This is a genomic window from Sphingomonas sp. Leaf230, assembly GCF_001421745.1.
Taxonomy (GTDB): Bacteria; Pseudomonadota; Alphaproteobacteria; order Sphingomonadales; family Sphingomonadaceae; genus Sphingomonas.
The window spans coordinates 357,833-379,869 of sequence record NZ_LMKW01000011.1; the positions used below are offsets into that span (position 1 = coordinate 357,833).

At 64.2% G+C, this 22,037-nt stretch carries 18 protein-coding genes and 1 tRNA gene; 11 read left to right on the top strand and 8 right to left on the bottom strand.

Annotated features, from left to right (window positions below; translation table 11 throughout):
• Nucleotides 1–66: 66 nt before the first annotated feature.
• Nucleotides 67–816: a Bax inhibitor-1/YccA family protein gene (locus ASE82_RS15855; protein ID WP_056065328.1), complete on the bottom strand. Its 750-nt coding sequence runs from the start codon at nt 814–816 to the stop codon at nt 67–69.
• Nucleotides 817–938: 122 nt separating this feature from the next.
• Between ASE82_RS15855 and thpR the strand changes: the two genes are divergently transcribed.
• Complete coding sequence (thpR, locus tag ASE82_RS15860) at nt 939–1,496, top strand: RNA 2',3'-cyclic phosphodiesterase (protein ID WP_056065330.1); 558 nt, start codon at nt 939–941, stop codon at nt 1,494–1,496.
• Between the two features lie 44 nt (nt 1,497–1,540).
• Entirely contained in the window at nt 1,541–2,077 is a 537-nt protein-coding gene (locus ASE82_RS15865) for a superoxide dismutase family protein (protein WP_056065335.1), read from the top strand.
• Nucleotides 2,078–2,328: 251 nt separating this feature from the next.
• Here the strand turns inward: ASE82_RS15865 and ASE82_RS15870 are convergent, their stop codons facing one another.
• The 3 genes from ASE82_RS15870 to ASE82_RS15880 all read right to left on the bottom strand — a co-directional run bounded on the left by ASE82_RS15870 (nt 2,329) and on the right by ASE82_RS15880 (nt 6,016).
• Nucleotides 2,329–3,897 carry a spinster family MFS transporter gene (locus ASE82_RS15870; RefSeq protein ID WP_056065338.1) on the bottom strand — a complete coding sequence of 523 codons (1,569 nt, stop codon included), beginning with the start codon at nt 3,895–3,897 and terminating at the stop codon, nt 2,329–2,331.
• A gap of 104 nt (nt 3,898–4,001) precedes the next feature.
• Nucleotides 4,002–4,808 carry a hypothetical protein gene (locus ASE82_RS15875; protein ID WP_056065341.1) on the bottom strand — a complete coding sequence of 269 codons (807 nt, stop codon included), beginning with the start codon at nt 4,806–4,808 and terminating at the stop codon, nt 4,002–4,004.
• On the bottom strand, nt 4,808–6,016 hold the full coding sequence (locus ASE82_RS15880; protein WP_056065344.1) for a TIGR04063 family PEP-CTERM/XrtA system glycosyltransferase: 1,209 nt from the start codon (nt 6,014–6,016) through the stop codon (nt 4,808–4,810). Before ASE82_RS15880 ends, ASE82_RS15875 begins: the two co-directional genes overlap by 1 nt.
• Nucleotides 6,017–6,116: 100 nt before the next feature.
• On the opposite strand from ASE82_RS15880, the gene ASE82_RS19885 reads away from it, so the two are divergent.
• From ASE82_RS19885 to ASE82_RS15890, 3 genes are read left to right on the top strand one after another with little or no spacing between them, the layout of a single operon-like run.
• Nucleotides 6,117–6,272 (top strand): hypothetical protein, encoded by a 156-nt coding sequence (locus ASE82_RS19885; protein ID WP_165895506.1) that lies wholly within the window; start codon nt 6,117–6,119, stop codon nt 6,270–6,272.
• A complete protein-coding gene (locus tag ASE82_RS15885) occupies nt 6,265–7,608 on the top strand; it encodes a putative O-glycosylation ligase, exosortase A system-associated (RefSeq protein ID WP_056065347.1) in 1,344 nt (447 codons plus the stop codon). Before ASE82_RS19885 ends, ASE82_RS15885 begins: the two co-directional genes overlap by 8 nt.
• Nucleotides 7,605–8,660 (top strand): acyltransferase family protein, encoded by a 1,056-nt coding sequence (locus ASE82_RS15890; RefSeq protein WP_056065350.1) that lies wholly within the window; start codon nt 7,605–7,607, stop codon nt 8,658–8,660. The genes ASE82_RS15885 and ASE82_RS15890 overlap by 4 nt, the downstream gene beginning before the upstream one ends.
• Nucleotides 8,661–8,747: 87 nt before the next feature.
• Here ASE82_RS15890 and ASE82_RS15895 read toward each other — a convergent pair whose 3' ends face one another.
• The gene (locus tag ASE82_RS15895; protein WP_056065353.1) at nt 8,748–9,311 is read right to left on the bottom strand and encodes a type 1 glutamine amidotransferase domain-containing protein; all 564 of its coding nucleotides are present in this window, start codon (nt 9,309–9,311) and stop codon (nt 8,748–8,750) included.
• Between the two features lie 182 nt (nt 9,312–9,493).
• Between ASE82_RS15895 and ASE82_RS15900 the strand changes: the two genes are divergently transcribed.
• Nucleotides 9,494–10,450, top strand: coding sequence for a DNA topoisomerase IB (locus ASE82_RS15900; RefSeq protein ID WP_056065516.1), 957 nt, complete (start codon nt 9,494–9,496; stop codon nt 10,448–10,450).
• An 11-nt stretch (nt 10,451–10,461) separates the two neighbouring features.
• The gene (locus tag ASE82_RS15905; RefSeq protein ID WP_056065355.1) at nt 10,462–11,631 is read left to right on the top strand and encodes a mechanosensitive ion channel family protein; all 1,170 of its coding nucleotides are present in this window, start codon (nt 10,462–10,464) and stop codon (nt 11,629–11,631) included.
• 354 nt (nt 11,632–11,985) lie between these two features.
• Here the strand turns inward: ASE82_RS15905 and putA are convergent, their stop codons facing one another.
• Nucleotides 11,986–15,033 carry a bifunctional proline dehydrogenase/L-glutamate gamma-semialdehyde dehydrogenase PutA gene (gene putA, locus ASE82_RS15910; protein ID WP_235524762.1) on the bottom strand — a complete coding sequence of 1,016 codons (3,048 nt, stop codon included), beginning with the start codon at nt 15,031–15,033 and terminating at the stop codon, nt 11,986–11,988.
• A 157-nt stretch (nt 15,034–15,190) separates the two neighbouring features.
• Here putA and ASE82_RS15915 point away from each other — a divergent pair, with 157 nt between their 5' ends.
• The 3 genes from ASE82_RS15915 to ASE82_RS15925 all read left to right on the top strand — a co-directional run bounded on the left by ASE82_RS15915 (nt 15,191) and on the right by ASE82_RS15925 (nt 18,012).
• Complete coding sequence (locus ASE82_RS15915; RefSeq protein ID WP_200910739.1) at nt 15,191–15,625, top strand: MaoC family dehydratase; 435 nt, start codon at nt 15,191–15,193, stop codon at nt 15,623–15,625.
• Between the two features lie 137 nt (nt 15,626–15,762).
• On the top strand, nt 15,763–16,941 hold the full coding sequence (locus ASE82_RS15920; RefSeq protein ID WP_056065363.1) for an acetyl-CoA C-acyltransferase: 1,179 nt from the start codon (nt 15,763–15,765) through the stop codon (nt 16,939–16,941).
• Nucleotides 16,942–17,646: 705 nt separating this feature from the next.
• Nucleotides 17,647–18,012 (top strand): hypothetical protein, encoded by a 366-nt coding sequence (locus tag ASE82_RS15925; protein ID WP_056065368.1) that lies wholly within the window; start codon nt 17,647–17,649, stop codon nt 18,010–18,012.
• A 523-nt stretch (nt 18,013–18,535) separates the two neighbouring features.
• On the opposite strand, the gene ASE82_RS15930 is transcribed toward ASE82_RS15925, so the two are convergent.
• Nucleotides 18,536–18,718 carry a hypothetical protein gene (locus ASE82_RS15930; RefSeq protein WP_056065371.1) on the bottom strand — a complete coding sequence of 61 codons (183 nt, stop codon included), beginning with the start codon at nt 18,716–18,718 and terminating at the stop codon, nt 18,536–18,538.
• Between the two features lie 1,229 nt (nt 18,719–19,947).
• Between ASE82_RS15930 and ASE82_RS15935 the strand changes: the two genes are divergently transcribed.
• Entirely contained in the window at nt 19,948–20,766 is an 819-nt protein-coding gene (locus tag ASE82_RS15935; protein ID WP_056065374.1) for a 23S rRNA (adenine(2030)-N(6))-methyltransferase RlmJ, read from the top strand.
• 1,178 nt (nt 20,767–21,944) lie between these two features.
• Here the strand turns inward: ASE82_RS15935 and ASE82_RS15945 are convergent.
• Nucleotides 21,945–22,021: transfer RNA gene (locus ASE82_RS15945), tRNA-Met, on the bottom strand.
• Nucleotides 22,022–22,037 lie beyond the last annotated feature (16 nt).

Below are 22,037 nucleotides of genomic sequence, written 5' to 3' on the forward strand. Positions count from 1 at the left end.
AGGCCAAAAGAAAAGGGCCCGGCGGTGTCCCGCCGAGCCCTGCGTTCGTCACACCCTTAGCGGGAGTTAGTTGCGGCTGCTACCAAACAGACGCAGCACGAACATGAACATGTTGATGAAGTCGAGGTACAGGCTCAGCGCCGACATGATAACGACCTTGCCAACCATGTCCGTGCCAGCGACCTGCGCATACAGCGCCTTGGTACGCTGCGTGTCGTAGGCGGTGAGGCCCGCGAACAGCAGCACGCCGACGCCGCTGATGACCAGCTGCATGACGCCCGACTGCAGGAACATGTTGATCAGGCTCGCGACCAGCAGGCCGACGACGCCGATGATCAGGAAGGTCCCGAACGCCGACAGGTCGCGCTTGGTGGTGTAGCCGTACAGGCTGAGACCAGCGAAACCGGCTGCGGTGGCGAAGAACGCACCCGCGATCGACGTGCCGCTATAGACCAGGAAGATGGTCGACATCGACAGGCCCATCAGGACGGCAAAGCCCCAGAAGAGCATCTGCATCGTGCCGGTCGACATCTTGTTCTGGCCATAGCTCATGCCGAACACGATCGCGAGCGGCGAGAACATGATGACGTACTTCAGGATGCCGCCGCTCATGAACACCTGTGCGGCAGGCGACTCTGCGCCGCCCCATGCGAACAGCATCGCGACGATGCCCGTCAGCAGGACAGCCGAGCCCATGTAGTTATACACGGACAGCATGTACGACCGGAGACCAGCGTCATAGGCCTCGGTACGCTGGCCCGTGGCCGTCGTTCCGAACGGCGCGGCGCGGGGCCGGGGGTCAGACCAATTAGCCATGGTGAAATCAGCTCCTTTGTCCGGCATGGTGCCGGTTACGGTGAATATCGTCTTTTACAGGACGCTTTTCAAGCAGAGTGGTTGCATCGGGATGGTGGTTCGCGGTTAACCTGCCGCAATCCATGATCCGCCTTTTCGTCGCCCTTCGCCCGCCGCCCGCTATCCGTCAGAGCTTGCTCGACATAATGGAGGGCGTGCCCACCGCACGCTGGCAGGACGAGGAACAGCTGCACGTGACGCTCCGCTTCATCGGCGAGGTCGAACGACCGGTCGCGGAGGACGTCGCGGTCGCTTTGAGCCAGATCGTCGCGCCGGCCCCGAGCGTCGCGCTCATCGGAGTCGGCCGGTTCGAGAAGCGCGGACGAACCGATACGCTCTGGGCCGGCGTGACGCCCCCCGACGCGCTCGCCGCGCTCCACCGCAAGGTCGACCAGGCGTGCGTCCGCGCCGGCCTCCCGCCCGAACACCGCGCCTATCTCCCGCACATCACCGTCGCGCGGCTGGCACGGTCGGCGGGCGTCGGGTTCGCGATCGAGGACTGGCTCGCGACGCATGCCGCACTGTCAAGCGCGCCCTTCCCGCTACCCCATCTCGTGCTGTACCAGAGCCACCTCGGCCGCGACGGCGCGACGTACGAACCCGTCGCGCGCTGGCCGCTCGATACCGGGGGTGGAACCTGAGCCACGGCGAAGGGTTCGCCAAGAGATCAACAGGGAGAGACACTATGCGGATTGCGACACTGGCACTGCTCGGCGCGGCAACGATTGGGCTCACCGCCTGCGAGAAGACTGGAATGGAGACCGGCGCACCCGTTGCAGGGGGACAGCGCGCCACCGCCACGCTCCAGACCGCGACCGGCACCGACGTCGGCCGCGCCACCGCCACCGAAGTCGCGGGCGGCCTCCGCTTCACGCTCGACGCCAAGGCGATGCCCCCCGGCACGCACGGCGCGCACATCCACATGGTCGGCCGCTGCGACGCCCCCGACTTCACGACCGCGGGCGGCCACTGGAACCCGACCGGCATGAAGCACGGCAGCATGAACCCGCAGGGTCCGCACGAGGGCGACCTGCCCAACCTGATCATCGGCACCGACGGCCGCGGCACGATCGGCATCACGATCCCCGGCGCGACGATGGCGGGGCTGATGGACACGGACGGCTCGGCGTTCGTGGTGCATGCCGGTCCCGACGACATGATGACCGATCCGGCCGGCAACAGCGGCGGGCGAATCGCCTGCGGTGTGTTCCAGGCGGGGTGAGTACGTGGCCCCTCCTAATCTTCAGGAGGGGCACATTCGCCTGCGCAACGTCCGTTCGTGCTGAGCAGAGACCGAGTAGTCGCCGAAGGCGGCGTATCGACGGCTCGTCTCGAAGCACATGTTTCGCGCACCGACCCGCCCCCTCCCCGTTCGCCCTGAGCGAAGTCGAAGGGCATGCCCCAGGCGCAGGTGGCTCGACTTCGCTCAACACGAACGGAAGAGGGTGGCCGGGATAGGTTCAACAGTAGCGGTTAAACCGTCTCCCCCGCTGCCCGCGCCCTAGCCTCCCGCGTAGCCTCAGCCCCCGGCGCCAGCCGGTACGCAGCAACCGCACACGCCAGCGTGATCGGCGTCACCACCAGCAATGACAGCATCCCGATCGACAAGCTCCCGGTCAGCGTCGACACCCGCCCCGCCATATACGGCCCGAGCGCCAGCCCGATCAGCGTCGTCCCGATGAAGAACGTCGCCGTCGCCGTCCCCCGCATCCGCGGCAAGACCATGTCCTGCGTGGTCGCCGCCGCCGCCCCGAGCGCGCACGACGCGGTCAACTGCGCGAGGAATATCCCGGTATAGAACGCGACCGGCGACGACGCGGTGAAGGCGAGGATCAGGAACGGCACCGGCACCACCGCACCGAAGATCACCACCCACAACCGCCCCGCCGGGTTGCCTTGCCGCAACCGATCCGACACCACGCCGCCGATCGTCAGCCCCAGGAAACCAGCGGTCGCGCCAAGGCTGCCGATCATGAACCCCGCCGACGCCGGCGTCGCACCAAGCTCGCGCAACGCATAGGGCGCCGCCCAGAAACTCGCCGCATAGCTCAGGAACGCGTTCAGCCCATACGCCACCACCGTGCAGAGAAACGCCGGCGTCCCCACGATCAGCGCAAACGTCGGCGGATCGCGCCGCTTCAGCGCCGAGGCCCACGAGAACACCGCATACACGCCGATCCCGATCGCCACCCATTGCGGCCACGGCTCGCCCGCCGCCACCAGCCCCGACACAGCCGCGACCACCAGCGCTAGCGCAACAAGGTTATACCCGAGCGCCCGCGCCCCTCCCATCGCCGCACCGATCAAGGTCAGCGGCGGCACGATCGTCACCAGTTCGGCCCCGAACGCGCGGAACGGCGCCGGATGCTTTTCCGGCTCGGGCAGCCCCTCAACCAGCCCACGGATTGGCTCCTTCAACGTCGCGATCCAGACGGCGAGCAACAGCCCAGGCACGCCGACCGCCATGAACGCCGCCTGCCAGCCAACCAGCCCGAGCGGTCCGCCGCCCGGATAGGCCTTGTTCCAGCCCTGCACGATCAGCCCGCCGATGAACAACGAACAGCCGCCGCCCACGTACAATCCAGCGGAATAGATCGACAAAGCCGTCGCCCGCAGCCGCTTCGGGAAATAATCGGAGATGATCGAATACGCCGACGGACTCGCCGTCGCCTCGCCGATCCCGACGCCGATCCGCGCCGCGGCAAGATGCCCGCCGGTCTTCGAAAAGCCCGACAGCGCGGTCATCACCGACCAGAGCGACAGTCCGATCGTCATCAGCCTGATGCGGTGCCAATTGTCCGCCAGCCGCCCCAGCGGAATGCCAAACAGCGAGTAGAACACCCCGAACGCGGTACCGTACAGGAACCCGAGATCCTGATCTTTGAGCCCCAGGTCGCGCTTGATGTCCTCCGCCAGGATCGAGATGATCTGCCGGTCGACGAAGTTCAGGACGTAGACGAGGAACAGGATCGACAACACGTACCAGGCGTAGCGCGATGCACCTTTCTCCGGCTCGCCCATAACGGTTTCGGCGTTCGCCATGATCCCTCCCCGATGTTTTTCGAGCTATGGGTATCAGAGCTATGAAGAGAGAAACAGCGCTTTCGGCAGGCCCGGGTACGCCAGGCGAGCGGTGCGCCTCTACCTCAGTGTGACCCGATCCGCCCCCGACGCAGCGCCCCCTGCTCCAGTCGCTGCAAGAGCGTCTCGATCGTCGGCGGCGTAGTCGGCTCGGCCTGCGCACGCAAAGGCCGGGCGATCGGCGTCGGCGCGCTGACCTCCTCCACCGTTTGCGACGTTTCGACGACCGGCGCCTCGACCGGCTTCGGCACGGGCGCAGTCACGAACGTGTCCGCCTCGGCGGTCGGCGACATTTCGATCACCGGCGCGACCATCGTCGGGGGTGTCAACGGCGCGACCGGCCGGGCAGGCTCCATCGGCACCGGCCGCATCGCCTTCGGATCATAGGCGGCGAGCGGCAGGTCGAGGTCGGCGGGAATGGTCCGCTCATCGCGCGCGGCCCCATCGACCGACCCCGCAACGCCGACCTCCATCAAGGGCGTACCGAGATCGGCCGCAGACATAGGCTTGCGCGGTGGCGCGTCGGGATGCGCGTCGGCGCGGCGGATCACCGGCACGCCGTCTTCCCGCGGTCGCGCACCGGCAAACACCCCACCCGGCCCGAACAGCAAATACAGCGACGACCACAGGATCGCCGCGACCAACGCCCCCGCCCCCAGCGCGAGGATCGCGCGCGCAGTCGCACCGAGCGGTGGCGCCGCCATCGGGATAAGCGCCGCTATACCCGTGTCCGACACTAGCGCCTCCAGCGCATCGCCCGACGACAGCATCACGCCCACCGCCGCGATCACGCCCCCGGCAATCGCACCGACGATCGGCACCAGACGATTCAGATTGCCACGCTGCAAAGTCCGAAGAGCAAACTCTGCCATTAGTTTTCCCGCACCGCGGCCGCGATCAGCCGTTCATAGACCGGAGCATAACGGCGAATGTTTGACGACCAGTTACGCTCTTCCTGAACGAAAGCACGCCCCCGTGCACGCCGTTCGTCCCACCCCGAGCGATCCGCGAACATCCCCGCCAGCGCATCCGCGATGGCCTGCGGCTCGTCGGGCGGAAACAGCGTGCCCGTATCGCCGTCGCGGATCAGTTCGCGGTGCCCGCCGACATCCGACGCCGCGACCAGCCGCCCCTGCGCCATCGCCTCCAGCGGCTTCAGCGGCGTGACCAGATCGGTCAGGCGCATTCTCTTACGTGGATAGGCGAGGATGTCGACCAGCCCGTAATAGCGCTCGACCTCCTGATGTGGGACGCGCCCGACGAAGCGGATCGCATCCGCCACCGGCGATGCCTGTGCCTGCGCGCGCAACGCCGCCTCCATCGGCCCACCGCCGACCAGCACCAGCCGCGCCTTGGGACGCGCAGCGACCAGCGCGGGCATCGCTGCGATCAGGTCATCGAGCCCTTCATAATCGTAGAAGCTGCCGATGAACCCGACGACGTCGGCACCGTCGAGCCCCAGCTCAGCCCCAAGCGCATCGTCACGCGGCGGCGCGTTGCCGAACAGGTCGAGGTCGACGCCGTTGGGCGAGACCATGATCTTGTCCCCGGAGATTCCCCGCGCGATCAGGTCGCCCCGCAGGCCCTCACAGATCACCGCAACCGCATCCGCGCGCCGCACCGCCCACGTCTCCAGCGCCCGCGTCGCCCGATACCGCAACGATGTCGCCGTGCCCGTCCCGTTGCCGACCGCCGCATCCTCCCAGAATGCGCGGATCTCGTACACCAAGGGCAGCTTGCGTTTCCGCGCGACGATCAACGCGGCGAGCGCATCGATCACCGGCGAATGCGCGTGGAGGATGTCGGGCTTGAAGGCATCGACCGCCGCCTCGATCCGCTTGGCGAACGCCGCGATCCCGACGACCTCGCCGACCGGCCCCGGCTTCAAGCCCGCATCCGTACGGTGGAAGGTCAGCCCGTCGACCGACTCAACCGAAGCAGGCGCGACACCATGCCGCGGGCCGGTTACCGCAGCGACGGTCCAGCCGAGCGCCTCCTGCGCCTTGAGGATCGCCCGCGTGCGGAACGTGTAGCCACTTTGCAGCGGCAGGCCATGATCGAGGATATGAAGGATACGCATCGTGGATGCCGTCTGCCACAGATCGCTTAACGGCGCGTCAACCGACTATACGTACAGACGATTCCGTGATGTCCGCATATTCGGAAAGGAGGCCGTACCCATGATCGACAATCTCGCGCTCGGCCTCAGCCACGGGCTGATGATGCTCGCCGCGTTCCTGCTGCTCAAGCGGCCCGACCTCGATCGCGAGCCGAGCCCGCACGACACTTCGGATTCGAAGCGCAAGTCCACCGAGAAACCCCACCACGATGCGTGACCTCGCGTTCATCGCGTTCCTGCTCGCGTTCTTCGGAATGGGGTTCAAGCGGCCGTTCCTGCTCGTGCTCGTCTATGTCTATATCGACATCGTATCGCCGCAGCGGCTTACCTACCTGCTACTCAACAGCGTGCCGATCTCGCTGATCGCGGTCGCGCTGGCGGTCGGCGGGTGGATCCTCGCCGACGACAAGCGCGACACGCGCGTCGGTGGGCGACAGGTGCTAATCGTGCTTCTGCTGCTCTATTGCTGGGGCACGACGATCGCCGCGGACTTCCCGGTCGAGGCCAAGGAGAAATGGGACTGGGTGTGGAAGGCGCTCGCCTTCGCCGCCTTCCTCCCCCTGACACTGCGCACGCGCGTCCGGATCGAGGCGTTGCTGCTGTTCATGATCCTCGCCGCATCGTCGATCATCGTCGTCGGCGGCATCAAGACGATCGCCAGCGGCGGCGGCGGTTACGGTCAGTTGAACCTGATGGTCGACAATAATTCAGGCCTGTACGAGGGCAGCACGATCAGCGCGGTGGCGATCGCGATCGTCCCGATCATCGTCTGGTTCATACATCACGGGACGATCTTCAGGCCGGACTGGCGGGTGAAGGCCTATTGCCTCGCGCTCGTCTTCGCCTGCCTGCTGATCCCGGTCGGCACGTCGACGCGCACCGGATTGCTGTGCATCGGCCTGCTTGCGCTGTTGTCGATCCGCAACGTGAAGCGCAAGGTCGCGTATCTGGCGATGCTCGGCGTGCTGGGGCTGGCAGCGATCCCGTTCCTGCCCTCGACCTTCACCAACCGCATGAACACCATCAAGACCTATGACGCGGACGAGTCCGCCTCGACGCGGCTCGCGGTATGGAAATGGACCATCGAATACGCGAAGGCGAACCCGTTCGGCGGGGGCTTCAACGCGTATCTGGGCAACCACATCCGCTACGATTTGAAGACCACGCCCGGCGCTGCCGAGGCCCCCAAGGTCGAGGTCGACAAGGCCCGCGCGTATCACAGCGCCTATTTCGAGATGCTCGGCGAGCAGGGCTATCCCGGCCTTGCGATATGGCTCGCGATCAACCTGATCGGCATCGTCCGCATGGAGCTCATCCGTCGCCGCTACCGCGATCCGGACGGGGAATTTGCCTGGGCCGGACCGCTCGCAGCCGCGCTGCAAAGCGGACACATCGTCTACCTGCTCGGCGCAGGGTTCATCGCGATCGCGTTCCAGCCGTTCATCTACATGCTCATCGGCGCGCAGATAGGTCTCGACACGTATCTGGCGCGCAAACAAAGCGAACAGTCGTTCCGGCCGATGCGCCGCCGTGCCGTGCCATCTCCAGCATGACGGATCGCACACCGGTTCACGAATTGCGCGCGCTGACCGGCGTGCGCGGGATCGCCGCATGGTTCGTCGTCTTCTATCACATCCGCCTGTCGATCGCGGGGCTGCCCAGCGGTGTGCGCGACGTCTTCGCCAAAGGTTATCTGGCGGTCGATTTCTTCTTCCTGCTGTCCGGCTTTGTAATCTGGCTGACCTGGTCCGACCGCATTCGTACCGCCGGGGCCCATGACGGTGGGGCAAGCATTCCGCGCTTCCTGCAAAAACGCATCGCCCGTATCTGGCCTCTGCATCTGGTCACGTTAGGCGGCGCCGTCGTATTGGCCCTGATGCTCCGCGCAACCGGCCGCAGCGATCCGCAGTTCGTCTTCCCGGAATTGCCGCTCCACATCCTGTTGATCCAGAACTGGGGCTTCACGCATCACCTCGCCTGGAACGACCCGGCTTGGTCGATCAGCGCCGAACTAGGTGCGTACCTGCTGTTTCCGTTGCTCGTGATGGCGGTGGACTGGCGGCGCTTGCCGAGCTGGGCGTTACTGGCAATTGCCGGCGGCTTCCTCGTCGGCCTGCACCTAGCGATGAATGCGCCGACGCTCGGCACCGACATCCCGCGCTACGGCCTCTTACGCTGCCTAGGGGAGTTCACCACGGGCAGCATCGTCTGCGCGTTGTGGTTGCGCTGGCGTGGCGTCTTGCGCGCCCCGGTATGGGCGACACTGGTGGCTGTGCTTTTCGCAGGAGGCTGGATCGCCGGCACGCCGGAAACGCTGGCCGTTCCGGCACTATTTGCAGCGATCCTGCTGCTGCTGGCATTGACCGCCGACAAGCCCGGTAACCCGTTCGAACTGAGATGGACGCACTATCTCGGCGAGACTAGCTACGCGACCTATCTCAGCCACTTCATCTTATGGAAGGCGTTCAAACTCGTCTTAGTTGCTGACGCGACGGCGGTATCGCCTACGAAGATCGCGCTCTATCTCGCAACAGTCCTGCTAGCCTCGATCGCCCTCTATCACCTAATAGAGCGCCCCGCTCAGCGCTGGCTCAACAGGCTCTAGACCGCCCCCCTTGTTTCCCCGCGAAGGCGGGGACCCAGTCTGGGCTGCCGCCTTCGCGGGAGAACAAGGAAGAGCCGCCCTCGAGAATCAGTCGACCGGCTCGTCCGCCAGTTCTTCCTCGAGCGCGTCGATGATCGCCTTGTTGAACGCGGGGATATCGTCCGGCTTGCGGCTCGTGATGAGGTTGCCGTCGACCACGACCTCCTCGTCCACCACATCCGCGCCCGCATTCTCCAGGTCCGTGCGGATCGACGGGAAGCTCGTCACGCGGCGACCGTCGATCACGTCCGCCTCGGCCAGCAGCCACGGGGCATGGCAGATCGCGGCGATGATCTTGCCGTCCTCCATGAACTCGGTGATAATCTCGATGGCGCGCTCTTCCTGGCGCATGGTGTCCGGGTTGGCGACGCCGCCCGGCAGCACCAGCGCGTCGTAATCGTCGGTATCGACCTCATCGAGCGTCAGGTCGGGCGTTGCCGTCTCGGCCTTGTTGATGTCGCCCTTCATGCCCTGGATCGGGTCGGTCTTGATCGACGCGAGCGTCACTTTCGCACCCGCCGCCTCCAGCGCCTTGCGTGGTTCGAACAGTTCGACGGTCTCGAAACCATCGGCAGCGAGCATCAATACGCGAGCTTGGGAAAGATCGGCCATGTCATGTCTCCAGTGAAATCCCGTGTCCCCTCAACACCGCGCTGCGCCCGTCGTTCCGGAACGATGCGCCTTGCCGAACATTTGCAGAGATAGTCAGAATCAGACGCCCCCAAGGGACCACTGCATTGCCCACCAAGATCGTGTATTCCGACGACTCCAAGCCCGGCATCACCCGCAAGAAAATGCGGAACGGTTGGGGCTATTGGGATGCCAAAGGCGAACGCATCACCGACCGCGACGAGATCGACCGGCTGAACGCGGTCGGCCTGCCCCCCGCCTACCGCGACGCCTGGTTCTGCCCAAAGCCCAACGGCCATATCCAGGCGGTCGGCTGGGACGAGAAGGGGCGTAAGCAATACCGCTATCACCTCGGTTTCCGCGAAGCGCAGGAGGCCGCCAAATACGAGCGTTGCGCCGATTTCGGCCACGCCCTCCCCAAGATCCGCAAGGCGGTCGAGGCCGACCTTCGCAAACGCTCGCTGACCCGCGAACGCGCCGTCGCGGCGGTCATCCGCCTGCTCGACGGCGGCCATATCCGCATTGGTAACGAAGCCTATGCCGAAGCAAACGAGAGCTTCGGCGCCACCACGTTGCGCAAGCGCCACGGCGAAGTGAAGGGCTCGACGCTGAAACTCCAGTACAAGGGCAAGTCCGGCAAGATGCGGACGCTGAGGATCACCGACCGCTCGCTCAGCAGCTTCGTCAAGAAATGCCAGGACCTCGACGAACAGCACCTGTTCGCCTGGCTCGACGATGCCGGCGTCGCGCACCCGGTCACCTCGACCGACGTGAACTGCTACATCCGCGATGTCACCGGCACCGATTTCACCGCCAAGAACTTCCGCACCTGGGCCGCTAGCGTCGCCGCGTTCGAGGCGCTTGCGTCCGCCGAACGCGACCTCAGCCTTAAGTCGATGCTCGAACCCGTCGTCGCGCGGCTAGGCAACACCCACGCCATCGCGCGGAAGAGCTATGTTCACCCGTCGCTGATCGCGCTGGTGAAAACCGGTCAGTCGACCTTCCGCAAGGCGCTCCGCCTCCCCCGCGCCAAGCGCTACCTAAGCCGTGAGGAATGTGGCCTGATCACCTTCCTCGAAGCCGGCACCCCCGCCCTTGCAACGATCGCAAAAGCGGCCTGACGAGTATTCCCATGTCCAATTCCACTGCTGCCGCCAAGCAACCGATCTTCGACGCGGGCGACGTCGGTAACCAAGCCCAGGGCTTCGTCACTGCCAGCGTCGCGTGGGTGCAGGCCTATTGGCTCCAGATCCTGATCGCGTTCGGGATCGGCGCTGTGATCGTCGTCGCGCTCCACACCGCGCGCCGCTTCGGCAGCAAGCTCTGCGAACGTCCGCGCGCGCTCAACGGCTGGGGCATCGTCGTCGGGAAGGCGATCGCACGGACCGGCAATTTCTTCATCGTCATGCTCGCCGCCAAGCTGGTCGCGGGATACTCCGCCGCCCCCGGCGAGGTCGCGACGACGATCAACTTCCTCTTCACCGTCGCCGCAGTGTTCCAGGCCGCGGTGTGGGTGCGCGAGATCATCCTCGGCGCGATCGAGCACCGCACGCAGTCCGAACATTATTCAGGTGAAGCGCTGCTCTCGGCGATGGGCCTGATCCGCCTGCTCGTCACCTTCGTGGTGTTCGCGGTCGCGCTGGTCGTCGTCCTCGACAATCTCGGCGTCAACGTCACCGGCCTCGTCGCGGGTCTCGGCGTCGGCGGCATCGCGATCGGCCTGGCGGCACAAGGCATCTTCGCCGACCTGTTCGCCGCGCTCGCGATCATCTTCGACCGCCCGTTCCGCCGCGGCGATTCGATCAGCTACGACACCGCCTCGGGCAGCGTCGAGGCGATCGGCCTCAAATCGACGCGCATCCGCGGCATCGACGGCGAGGAGCGCGTGATCTCGAACAAGAACCTCCTCAACAAGGAGATCCTCAACAACACGCAACGCAACCACCGCCGCGCGAAGTTCGTCATCGGCGTCACCTATTCGACGCCCCCGGAAGTCTGCTCGCAGGTCCCCGCGATGCTGAAGGAGATCGTCGAGGCCAACGACAAGATCTTCATCCGCGCCGGCTTCACCGGCTTCGGCGCGTCGAGCCTGGATTTCGAGGTGCAGTTCGATAGCAAGGGGCCGGATTATGCCAGCTTCTACGACGGTCGGACGGCGGTGGGGATCGCTATCCTGAAGCGGTTCAACGACGAGAAGATCGAGATCGCCTTCCCAACCCAGGTGAATATGATGGCCGCACCGGATGGCTCGGTGGTGATGCCGTATCCTGAGGGGCGACGGGCGGAGGCAACGCCCGCCTGATTATCCACCCGGTAGCTCGTCGTCTTCGCCTTCGGATATGTACGCGCCGGTTAGGGCAGCCCTACCCTACCTTGTTCTCCCTCGAAGGCGGGAGCCCAGTCTGGGTCCCCGCCTTCGCGGGGGAAACAATGCTTGCTAGAATACCGTGAAATCACGTCGGCCGAGACAAGCTGGACATAAAGAGCTCGCCGCCACGCCCCAACACCTCCCCGGCGAAGGCCGGGGCCCAATTGGCGAGGTCGCAGTAACGAAGCGCGACGGTCGTCAGCACAGTTCCCCAATTGGACCCCGGCCTCCGCCGGGGAGGTGCTCGACAAGTGACCCACGCGTAGGCCGTGTCCGGTTGAGGAGAGGCTAAATCCCACCCTCATCCAACGACAACAACGTCGCATTCCCCCCAGCGCTCGTCGTATCCACCGAAACCGCCCGCTCCGCACAGAACCGGTACAGATACCGCGGCCCGCCGGCCTTCGGCCCGGTCCCCGAAAGACCCTCGCCCCCAAAAGGCTGCGACCCCACGACCGCCCCGATCATCGACCGGTTGATATACAGATTCCCCACCGCAGCCTCGGCCTCGATCACCTCGGCCGCGCGCGCGATACGGCTGTGCAGGCCCATCGTCAGGCCGTAACCCTTGGCATTGACCCGAGCGATCGTCTCGCTGAGCTTCCCCGCCTCCCACGTCGCGACATGCAGGATCGGCCCGAACCACTCCTGGTTGAGGTCCTCGATCGCCCCGATCCGCACCAAAGTCGGCGGCACGAACAGCCCATCCGCCGGCGCATCGAGCGTCTTGACGATCTTTGCCTTCACGCTCTCGCGATACGCCATCAGCCGATCATACGCGGCCTGGTCGATCACCGGCCCGACATCGGTCGCCGGATCGCCCGACCGCCCGATCCGCAACGTCTCCATAGCCCCCGACAGCATCTCGATCACGCCGTCCGCGATGTCCTCCTGCACCAGCAGCAAGCGCAACGCCGAGCAACGCTGTCCCGCAGACCGGAACGACGACGCGATCACGTCCGCCACCACCTGCTCGGGCAGCGCGGTGGAGTCGACGATCATCGCGTTGATCCCGCCGGTCTCCGCGATCAGCGGCACGATCGGCCGCGTTTCGTCGTCGAGCAACGACCGCGCGATCTTCCGCGACGTCGCGGTCGACCCGGTGAATGCGACACCCTGGATCCGCACGTCCGCGGTCAGCGCCGCGCCGACCTCCGGCCCGCCGGTCACGAGCACCAGCGCATCAACCGGCACGCCAGCCTCATGCGCAAGCTCAACCGCACGCGCCGCGATCTGCGGAGTCTGCGGTGCAGGCTTGGCGACCACGGTGTTGCCGGTGACGAGCGCCGCCACCGTCTGACCAAGGAAGATCGCCAGCGGGAAATTCCACGGCGCGATCGTCGCCCAGACTCCGCGCCCCTCGATATGCAGCGTGTTGCGCTCGCCCGTCGGCCCCGGCAGCTCGATGGGATGCAGGTTCAACCGCGCCTGCTGCGCATAATAGCGACAGAAGTCCGCCGCTTCACGCACCTCGCCGATCGCGTCGCCAATCGTCTTGAACGCCTCCTGCACGCAGATCGCCATCAGTTCGTCGCGATGCTTCTCGAGCAGGTCGGCGAGCCGTTCGAGGCAAGCGGCGCGTTCGTCGACCGGCGTGGTCGACCAACCCGGAAACGCCGCATGCGCACGCGTAATGGCAGCCACAACCTGATCCCCCTCCCGCAAGCGGGAGAAGCTAGGGGTGGGCACGCGCTCACCCCCGACGCTACCGTTTGCAGTAGAACGCCCAACGCCAGCCTCAGCATCCGACGATAGCGCGAGCCCACCCCCGGCCCCTCCCGCTTGCGGGAGGGGGGAATTAACGGCAGCAACCGTCGCCTCCAGCGTCCCCACATCACTCAAATCCAACCCGGCTGAATTCCGGTGCCCCCCAGCCCCGAACAGATCCACCGGCAACGGAATGCTAGGATGCCGCTTCCCCCCCACCGCAGCGATCTTCGCCACCGGATCCGCCAGAATCTCAGCCTCGGTCAGCCGCTCGTCCGCCAACTGATGCACGAAACTCGAATTCGCCCCATTCTCCAGCAACCGCCGAACCAGATACGCCAGCAGATCGCGGTGCCCGCCAACCGGCGCATAGACCCGGCAATGATAGCCGTTCTCCTGCACCAGCCGCTCGTACAGCCCGTCGCCCATCCCGTGCAGCCGCTGGAACTCGAAGTCGCGCGAGTTGCCCGCCCATTCCATGATCGTCGCGACCGTCAGCGCATTGTGGCTCGCGAACGCCGGCCGGATATTCTCCGCCGCCAGCATGTCCTTCGCCACGGCCAGGTACGACACGTCGGTCGCCGCCTTGCGCGTGAACAATGGGTAGTCCGCCAGCCCCTCGACCTGCGTCCGCTTGATCTCGCTATCCCAGTACGCGCCCTTCACCAGCCGCACGTTCATCACGCGGTCCAGCCCGTTCGCCCATTCGATCACCGGCCGCGCGCGCTTGCCATAGGCCTGCACCGCCATGCCGAACCCATCCCAACCCTTCAGCGACGGCAAACCCGCGACCGCGCCGATGATGTCGAGGCTCATTTCCAGCCGTTCGGATTCCTCCGCGTCGACGGTCAGCGCGATGCCCTTCGACGCCGCCTGCACCGCCAGCGCCTCCAGCATCTCGGTCAGCGCGGGCACGCACTCGCTCCACCGCGCCACCTCGTACCGCGGGTGCAGCGCCGACAGCTTGACCGAGATCGAGTGCCCCGCCGCCGGATCGCGCCCGACCGCATCGACCGCGCCGACATACGCCTGAAAGTATCGCTGCGCATCGGCATGAGTCCGCGCCGCCTCGCCGAGCATGTCGAAGCTCGCCGTAAAGCCCTTGTTCTCGGGGCGCCGCATCCGCTTCATCGCCTCGTCGATGGTGCGACCCATCACGAAGATCTCGCCCATCATCTTCATCGCCGCGCCGACCGCCTGCCGCACGAACGGCTCGCCCGCGCGGCTGATCAGGCGCCGCAGCGGCCCGGTCGATCCCTCGCCGACCAGCACGCGGCCGACCACCAAACCCCAGGTCGCCGAATTGACGAGCTTCGAATTCGACTTGCCCGCATGCGCACGCCAATCGGCATCGCCCAGCTTGTCCGCGATCAGCAGATCCGCGGTCTCGGGATCGGGCACGCGCAGGAACGCCTCCGCCAACGACAGCAACGCAACGCCTTCCGACGAATTCAGCCGATATTCCTGGAGGAACTGGTTCACCCAGCCCTTGCTCTGCGCCGCTCGCAGGTCCGCGAGCAGTCCGAGCGCATGCCCCATCACCCGCTCGCGCGAATCCGAATCGAGCGCGGCGCGGTCCAGCAACGGTTTTAGAACATCGGGTTCGCTCGCGCGGTACAGCTTCGCCATGATATCGCGGGCATGGGACGTTACGGCAGTCGACATTTTCCAGCTTCCGGTTGGGTGAGGCTTGCGATCCGCTCGCCTGTACGCCTAGAGACATTCCAGCGCTTAGCGCCAAATGAGCTTTGAGGGGAATGCCGTGGCGACGATCACCACCGCGCAGATGCAACAGCGCATCGGCACCGAGACGGTTTCCGACTGGGTCGAGGTGACGCAAGCCATGATCGACAAGTTCGCCGATGCGACCGGTGACCACCAGTTCATCCACATCGATCCGGTCCGCGCGGCACAGACCCCGTTCGGCGGCACGATCGCGCACGGTTTCCTGACGCTATCGCTGATGCCTTTGCTGTCGTCGAAGGTCCCCGACGCGCCGACGATCGAGGGCGCGAAGATGGGCGTCAATTACGGCGGCAATTCGATCCGCTTCCTGACGCCGGTCCGGTCGGGCTCGAAGGTCCGCGGCCGCTTCAAGCTGCTCTCGTTCGACGAAAAGCGCCCCGGCCAGTGGCAGCAGACCAACGCCTTCTCCGTCGAGATCGAAGGCCAGGAAAAGCCCGCCCTGATCGCCGAATGGATCAGCCAGGTCTTCGTCTAAAACTGCTCCCCCGCCCGCTTGCGGGAGGGGGCCGGGGGGTGGGCTGCCGCTCTCCACGACCGTTTCGCCCGCTTTGGCCGGGCGCCCACCCCCAACCCCTCCCGCATGCGTGAGGGGAGTGAAGAAGAGGAACACTCATGCGTTCAGCCGTCATCGTTTCCACCGCCCGCACCCCCATCGGCCGCGCCTATCGCGGTGGCTTCAACAACACCCCCGCCCCCACCCTCGCCTCGCATTCGATCAAGGCCGCGGTCGAGCGTGCCGGCATCGACGGCGCGGAAGTCGACGACGTCGTCTTCGGCTGCGCCCTCCAGCAGGGTCATCAGGCCGGCAACATCGCCCGTACCTCGCTGCTCCGCGCCGGGCTGCCGGTGACCGTCTCGGGCATGTCGATCGATCGCCAGTGCGCATCCGGCCTCATGGCGATCGCCACCGCGGCCAAGCAGATCATCACCGACAACATGGACATCACGATCGGCGGCGGCGTCGAGAGCATCAGCCTCGTCCAGACCCCGCAGATGCGCGTCGCGGCCGATCCCCAGCTGATCGCGATGCACAAGGACGTCTACATGCCGATGCTGCAGACCGCTGAGGTCGTCGCCAAGCGCTACGGGATCAGCCGCGACGCGATGGACGCGTACGCGCTCCAGTCGCAGCAACGCACCGCCGCCGCGCAGGCCGCGGGCTATTTCGACGCCGAGATTGTGCCCGTCGATGCCAACATGGCCATCGTCAATAAGGAAACGAAGGAAGTCACGTACAAGGACGTGACGATCACCAAGGACGAGGGCAACCGCGCCGACACCACGCTGGAGGGACTCCAGTCGCTGAAACCGGTTATGGGGCCCGACTTCACGATCACTGCGGGCAACGCGTCGCAGCTCTCGGACGGCTCGTCGTCGTCGGTACTGATGGAAGAGAAGATCGCCTCGCAGCGCGGTCTCCAGCCGCTCGGTCGCTATGTCGGCATGGCGGTCGGCGGCACCGAACCCGACGAGATGGGCATCGGCCCCGTGGTGGCGATCCCCAAGCTGCTCAAGCGCTTCGGCCTGAAGATGGACGATATCGGCCTGTGGGAGCTGAACGAGGCGTTCGCGGTGCAGGTGCTATATTGCCGCGACAACCTCGGCATCCCCGACGAACTGCTCAACGTCAGCGGCGGCGCGATCTCGATCGGTCACCCCTACGGCATGACCGGCGCCCGCGCGACCGGCCATGCGCTGATCGAAGGCAAGCGTCGCGGCGCGAAGTATGTTGTAGTGACGATGTGCGTCGGCGGCGGCATGGGCGCAGCCGGGTTGTTCGAAGTACTGTGACCTTGAAATGCAACGTCGGTATAGCGCATGCCTATACCGACGTTGCATCCACCGTCTTTCCTGTATGGGCACCGGCTGTGTTAATAGCTCTACTCAATACGTCCTGCAACTTTGCGCAGTCGACCTCCCTCGCGCAAAGAGAGTAGTTTCAAATCCAAGTTGACCAATCTATCGGTTGCTGAATGGTAAGGTCCAGCAGGCCCGCCACCTTCTTTAAACTAACCCCGACGAGATTTGGCGCCAAAGCGACCGTTGCGACGCGAGGTTGCTGGCAGCGAAATAATGCCCCTATCTGTAGACACCCCCCGACTCTGTTCAGTATCGGAGCTGCTGGACGACAGCCTGTTCATACATAAGAGCCGGTAGCCAACGAGGAACGCTGCTCACCTCGTGATCTATTCAGGCGGAACTCACGGCTTCTACTCGTGCAATAGGGATTGGACTGCTGCATCCCCCCGGGGATCGTACCGCTCCTGGAGGCGATGTGAGAGCACCTGACGGTCTGCGCAAGACCACGATCATCCTTCATTGATCAGCCGATCCTCCCCCTGTTGAAATTGTAGCGGAAGGTTTGTTGCATCAACGCCAGGCGCCTCATTTATCGAAGACGTTTGGCCTGACACGCCGACGAATATCGGCGCGTTAGCACCAAAACGCCGGAACCGTCTTCCATCCTCCGCGCTTGAGCTACCAAGGAGAGATAGAATGGACGACCAGCGCGTGTGGGAATTCGAAGGCAGCTTATGGGATGCCAGCGACGAGCATTATCAGGAGCGGATAGACGAGGAGATCATCATGGTCCTTCCCCGTCCGCCGTATGTTTTCCAGGGACAGGAAGCGAAGAACGCCGTCAAGGCGACGCCCGACTGGGATTCGGTCGAATTGTCAGACCGACGAGTGTCACGCCCTCAGGATGGCCTGATCGCCGTTGCCTACACCGTGCGGTGCGCGAGCGGCGACGAGAAGTACGAAGCACACTGCACCTCGACGTTACGGATGCGGGGACACGACGATTGGCTGGTCGTTCAACACCAGCAAACGCCACCTTTGACCACCAGCGCCGAGGCCTGACCACTGGGTCACTGTTGCGCCTGGTACATGCTCGTAACAGGCGCAACGGATTAAATGGCGGGCGGCCGCCTTGTTGCTGGAGTAATTCCCATAGCCTCAGGCGCAACCGATTATTGCGAATTGATCGCCTAGACAGCCGTCGGCGAGTAGAGACATCGTGATATCCAAGAACCCCGCCGTTTTCAGATAAACGCGGGCCACCGAAGCCCGGGCCAGTGTATTTACAGCGCACCAGACTGCCGCGGCCTTGGTTGGAAAGCGGCGGTTTCGAAAAGCTTATGATGGCTATGGCCTCTGGCTTCATCACGCGACGACGTGGCGTAGTACCGCTAGCAAGTGTTGCAGATACTGAGCGCCTACACATATCGGCGCGTTATCGTAGCACGCATCCTCTTCGGACAAATCAGACACATCGTTGAGGTATTGGACGCAGCACCTGTCTAGGCGGGAGTTGGCCGCAAGTTCGTCCGTATTTATGCCGTGGCTGATCACCTCGGCATAGGCGGTCTCATTCAGCAAATGGCTACCAGATCGACACAAGGTCAAGCACCTGCCCGCCAGCTACGATCGAGCTGGTCAGTGCGGCGACAGCTACCTTGTTACTGAGCGTGACTAAACCCAGGCGCGCGCAGAAGCCAAGGTCGTCGCTGTCATCCCGTCGATCGAAGGTCGGCGCCGGTAGTCCGAACTCGCTCGCTTCGATCATGCGGCAAGCCCTTGCAAAGCAAAACCGCTAGAAGCCGCGGCCACAGCCTCTGTACAGAACCGTATCGCAGGTGCACCGCTAGACAGCGGTCGCCCTCATTTATCAGCGACAGCCAAGCCAAACGCTGATCCCCGCAAGATCGAACACCGTCATACCGCCCGTCGCGGGCACCACCTGGCGCCCCAACGCGTATCGCGCCGGCTATATCTGGACCGGCGGGGACATCAGATTCGAACGATACCTCATCGCCGTCGTTGCCGTCGACCGCGCCGAATGACCGGTGCCGAGGAAGCAACTTATGATCGCTGCCAGCAGGTTCGGCGCCGCGAACTCGCCGAGTTTGAATGCGATTGCCGGCGCGCCGACCGGATCAATCGTACGGTCTGATCGTGCCCCGTCTCGAGGTGAGCGTCTCGGTACACCGCGATAACCGCATCGTCTGGAGGGGGCAGGCGACTACGCTGCGCGCAAGCGGGACGCGAAAAGGGGATACCTCGATTGATGGCGGAACTCTCTCCGATGTCCTCCTGAGGCGGTTTCCTCGGCAGTGTCCAAGACCACTGTCTGTGCCATAAGGCGTTGGACAAGGCGGCGATCAACTTGTGAGCTTCAGCAACACGCGCGCACTGCGACATTGCTGTCCGCGGCAAGCTTCCGCCCCTAGCAAGTGCCGTCGACGACGCCGATCAAAGAGGTGCTTGGGCAATCCCCACGCCATCCTCACCGGCCACAAACAATCCCGCGTAACCCTCACGCGCAGCGAGTGACTCGAGAATGCCTTTGCCGCCTCTTCGACCTTGACGATCGACATCTCTACCAGCCGCGGTAGGCTGCGTTTCGCGCCACCCACCGGCAGATTTCCGTTGATGCCCTGCCGACTGAATGACACCGTCTCAACAATTCTGACCGAGCGCGCGTGTTCGCCCCTTCTTGCTCTCGAACTTCTTTCGCCAGTAGCGCGGTGGTCCTGAAGTCGGGCGTAAACCATCGAATGACTGCTTCGCGCAGACGACGTCTATTGCCCCGACACAGCGCATTGTATCAGGCGAAAGCCATCCCCAAGCCCCCTTCCCTTCCACAAACGGGGGCTCGAAGCCTCGCGCAGAAGTGCGTTGAAGGTTGCCGCCCGAATTCATAATAGCACTCGATCAGCTACTCCGGTCGCCTCGTGCTCAGCAACAGAGCCCAGCAGTACGCATCAAAATAGATTGTCAGGATTTTGAATCGCAATGAATTATCGGCACTCCTTCCATGCTGGCAATAGTGCCGATGTCGTGAAGCACAGCCTGCTGATTGCCCTTGTACAGGCCTTGCAGCAAAAACAGGGCGCGCTGACTCTGATCGACACCCATGCCGGCTGCGGCCTGTACGACCTTGACGGCGAGGACGCTCAACGTACCGGCGAGTCCGCGCAGGGCGTGCTGCGCGCTTTAGCTGATCCGAACCCCTTGTTGAGGGACTACCGCGCCGCCGTACAGGCGGTGAATGTGGGGCCCCAGCTACACTCCTATCCCGGCTCGCCGCGGATACTGGCGCAACTTCTACGTCCACAGGATTTCCTAATTCTGAACGAAAAGCATCCTCAGGACGCCTCGACTCTGCGCAGAGCGATGCGCGACACGTCCGCTGCTGTGCATGAGCGCGACGCCTACGAGCTTTGGCTGGCGATGCTGCCGCCCCGAACCGCCCGGGGCGTGGTGGTGGTCGACCCGCCGTACGAGCAGCCCGACGAACGCGAACGTATCACAGCCACCCTCGCCGTTGCTCACCGCAAATGGGCGCACGGCGTGACAGTGATCTGGTATCCACTGAAAGACCGCACTACGCATTGGCGCTGGAAGGACCAGCTACGCAAGCTCGGCATCCCAAAAATGTTGGGGGTGGAGCATTGGTTGTACGATGGCGATCAACCCGGCGTTTATAATGGCGCGGGCCTCTATATCATCAATCCGCCCTACGCTTTCACGCAGGCCCTACCACCTCTCCTGGAAGCCCTGCGCACCGTGCTAGCCCCGGAGGGACACAGGGGCGAGATCACTACCGATTGACTGGGCAATTAAAGTAAATCTGCAATGCCCCCTCTCCGGAAGGAATCGTTCGCTGTCAGAGCTTTGCTGGTGACTCTCGCTGGTTGTCGTCCGTGTTCCTCGCGGCGAGCTGACAGGTCTGTTTTGTTCGAAAAATAGTCGATTATCCACGGTCCTGCGAACGGCAACCAAACCTCACTTCCTGCCCTTCAAAGGCCGCTTGTCGATGCGTAGGCCGACATGAATGGATGTCTGCTGTGGTACTCGCGAAAAGAGTGCGCTGCTGGCGGCCGTTTCGGCAGGCGGCGTCGTCATCGTCTACGCCGATGCGATGGACCGGTTGTCGCGCAGTCAGGCCGATGTCCGACATTGTTCGATGGCCTTCTATTTCATGGCATCATGCTCGCGACGCACAGGAATGACGTAGCGACCCCGCTGCATATCGGTATGATCTGCACCATCAACGCCGAACACTGAGCGCAACTAGCGACAAGACCCGAGATGCGCGGCCCGTCGGCGCGCGATGGAAAATATTCCGGCGGTTTCCTACGGTTGAAAAGCGCATCGTGCACGACGGCAATGGCGAACGCACCGCGCCTTATAACGGATAGTGCCACCGAGGAGGCTATCCTGAAGGCCGTCGTCGCGGCAATGTTGGTCAGGAGATGAGATTTGGACTGAACGGCGCAGAATTCCGGTTGCAGAGCAGAACAATGCTCAAGCCGCATCGACCGATGCCGAACTACTGCTCACCAACCTCGGTCGCGTCTATGCCAAGAAGGTCAAACAGATCACCGCGGCCTTTGAGGACGGGGCGCTGAGAGCGCAGGCGTTCGAACGGTTGCGCGCGCTCATCGAGGCAGTGGTGCTGACGCCGGAAGGCGGCGATCTCGCGATCGATCTGTGCGGGAGCGTACTTCGATGTTGGCACTATGCGCTGGATCACAAACACAAAGAGTCGCCTCAGGATGTCCCGGGCGGTTATGGTATATTCAGAGTTGGTTGCGNGACGGGGCGCTGAGAGCGCAGGCGTTCGAACGGTTGCGCGCGCTCATCGAGGCAGTGGTGCTGACGCCGGAAGGCGGCGATCTCGCGATCGATCTGTGCGGCAGCGTACTTCGATGTTGGCACTATGCGCTGGATCACAAACACAAAGAGTCGCCTCAGGATGTCCCGGGCGGTTATGGTATATTCAGAGTTGGTTGCGGGGACAGGATTTGAACCTGTGACCTTCAGGTTATGAGCCTGACGAGCTACCGGGCTGCTCCACCCCGCGACACTTCGCTGTTGCG

Excerpts from the sequence above, each read along its gene's own strand:
- ASE82_RS15930 (WP_056065371.1), bottom strand. The coding sequence starts at position 18,718 with ATGATCGAAGCGAGCGAGTTCGGACTACCGGCGCCGACCTTCGATCGA.
- putA (WP_235524762.1), bottom strand. The coding sequence starts at position 15,033 with ATGGCGAAGCTGTACCGCGCGAGCGAACCCGATGTTCTAAAACCGTTG.
- thpR (WP_056065330.1), top strand. The coding sequence starts at position 939 with ATGATCCGCCTTTTCGTCGCCCTTCGCCCGCCGCCCGCTATCCGTCAG.
- ASE82_RS15925 (WP_056065368.1), top strand. The coding sequence starts at position 17,647 with ATGGACGACCAGCGCGTGTGGGAATTCGAAGGCAGCTTATGGGATGCC.
- ASE82_RS15880 (WP_056065344.1), bottom strand. The coding sequence starts at position 6,016 with ATGCGTATCCTTCATATCCTCGATCATGGCCTGCCGCTGCAAAGTGGC.
- ASE82_RS15890 (WP_056065350.1), top strand. The coding sequence starts at position 7,605 with ATGACGGATCGCACACCGGTTCACGAATTGCGCGCGCTGACCGGCGTG.
- ASE82_RS15875 (WP_056065341.1), bottom strand. The coding sequence starts at position 4,808 with ATGGCAGAGTTTGCTCTTCGGACTTTGCAGCGTGGCAATCTGAATCGT.
- ASE82_RS15905 (WP_056065355.1), top strand. The coding sequence starts at position 10,462 with ATGTCCAATTCCACTGCTGCCGCCAAGCAACCGATCTTCGACGCGGGC.
- ASE82_RS15855 (WP_056065328.1), bottom strand. The coding sequence starts at position 816 with ATGGCTAATTGGTCTGACCCCCGGCCCCGCGCCGCGCCGTTCGGAACG.
- ASE82_RS15920 (WP_056065363.1), top strand. The coding sequence starts at position 15,763 with ATGCGTTCAGCCGTCATCGTTTCCACCGCCCGCACCCCCATCGGCCGC.
- ASE82_RS15915 (WP_200910739.1), top strand. The coding sequence starts at position 15,191 with ATGCAACAGCGCATCGGCACCGAGACGGTTTCCGACTGGGTCGAGGTG.
- ASE82_RS19885 (WP_165895506.1), top strand. The coding sequence starts at position 6,117 with ATGATCGACAATCTCGCGCTCGGCCTCAGCCACGGGCTGATGATGCTC.
- ASE82_RS15870 (WP_056065338.1), bottom strand. The coding sequence starts at position 3,897 with ATGGCGAACGCCGAAACCGTTATGGGCGAGCCGGAGAAAGGTGCATCG.
- ASE82_RS15935 (WP_056065374.1), top strand. The coding sequence starts at position 19,948 with ATGAATTATCGGCACTCCTTCCATGCTGGCAATAGTGCCGATGTCGTG.
- ASE82_RS15895 (WP_056065353.1), bottom strand. The coding sequence starts at position 9,311 with ATGGCCGATCTTTCCCAAGCTCGCGTATTGATGCTCGCTGCCGATGGT.
- ASE82_RS15900 (WP_056065516.1), top strand. The coding sequence starts at position 9,494 with ATGCGGAACGGTTGGGGCTATTGGGATGCCAAAGGCGAACGCATCACC.
- ASE82_RS15865 (WP_056065335.1), top strand. The coding sequence starts at position 1,541 with ATGCGGATTGCGACACTGGCACTGCTCGGCGCGGCAACGATTGGGCTC.
- ASE82_RS15885 (WP_056065347.1), top strand. The coding sequence starts at position 6,265 with ATGCGTGACCTCGCGTTCATCGCGTTCCTGCTCGCGTTCTTCGGAATG.